The sequence below is a fragment of the Bartonella sp. CL25QHWL genome (genome assembly GCF_042195335.1).
Taxonomy (GTDB): Bacteria; Pseudomonadota; Alphaproteobacteria; order Rhizobiales; family Rhizobiaceae; genus Bartonella.
Map to the genome: position 1 here is coordinate 1 of NZ_JBHIOE010000081.1, position 807 is coordinate 807.

Genomic DNA, 807 nt, shown 5'->3' on the forward strand with positions numbered 1-807 from the left:
TCAAACAACCTTTGCTGAAATCATGCAAAACCTTGGTTTAGAGAGAGGTATACAGGGGAGTAAAGCACAACACCAAGCCGTTAAACGGCATTACGGAATTATCGGAAAAGAAATCGAGTCATATATCGCCATTGATCCAGAAAAAATAGAACCAAAAAAGTTAAAACCAAGAGGATTTCTTGAGAAAATTGGATTAGCAACAGCATTTGAAACTTCCGAGTGTGTTGCTAGTCGATTAAGCAAAGAAGTAAACGAAAAATTTGCAAGTACAATCGCAATAGCCTCTAAAAGCCACGAAAATGCCCATAGAGCGACAAAGATGCAAAGAATGGTGGAATCCATAGGGAATAAATTAAAAGCGCTCCAAGAGCCATTTAAAGGGCTTAAAAACGATCAAATGAAAAAACTATTCGGTATTGCTGCATTGATGCGTCAAGAAAACGAACAAGAAAAATTGATCAAGCGTAGAGAACATTTTTTAAAAATGCGTGCAAAGAGACGTAAACGCAAGGGGGAAAAGGATAATGGTATTGGGGATTAGAGGGGTTTTTACCACCTTTATTTCATGATTTCGGAGCCGCGTGAGAAGGCTGAAACAATCCGTTTGGTTCTGGGTCAAGGTCGCCGTTAGGCGCCCCGTAGGGGTTGCCTTGACCCTAAGAACCTAGGATTGTTAGCCCTTCGATAAACGCGGGTCTGAGATCATGATTTTGGTGAGCGTACAGAGAGTTTGAGAGGCGGTAGCCTCTCATCAAAGAAAAAAAGTCTGCTTTAGCAGTCGTTTTAATCATCAAACATGTCTAGGGT

Annotated in this window: 1 pseudogene; it reads left to right on the top strand. The window is 41.0% G+C overall.

The features are described 5' to 3' along the window. Positions 1–541: pseudogene (locus ACFILY_RS09565) on the top strand (hypothetical protein); the annotation flags it as partial. Between the last annotated feature and the right edge of the window lie 266 nt (positions 542–807).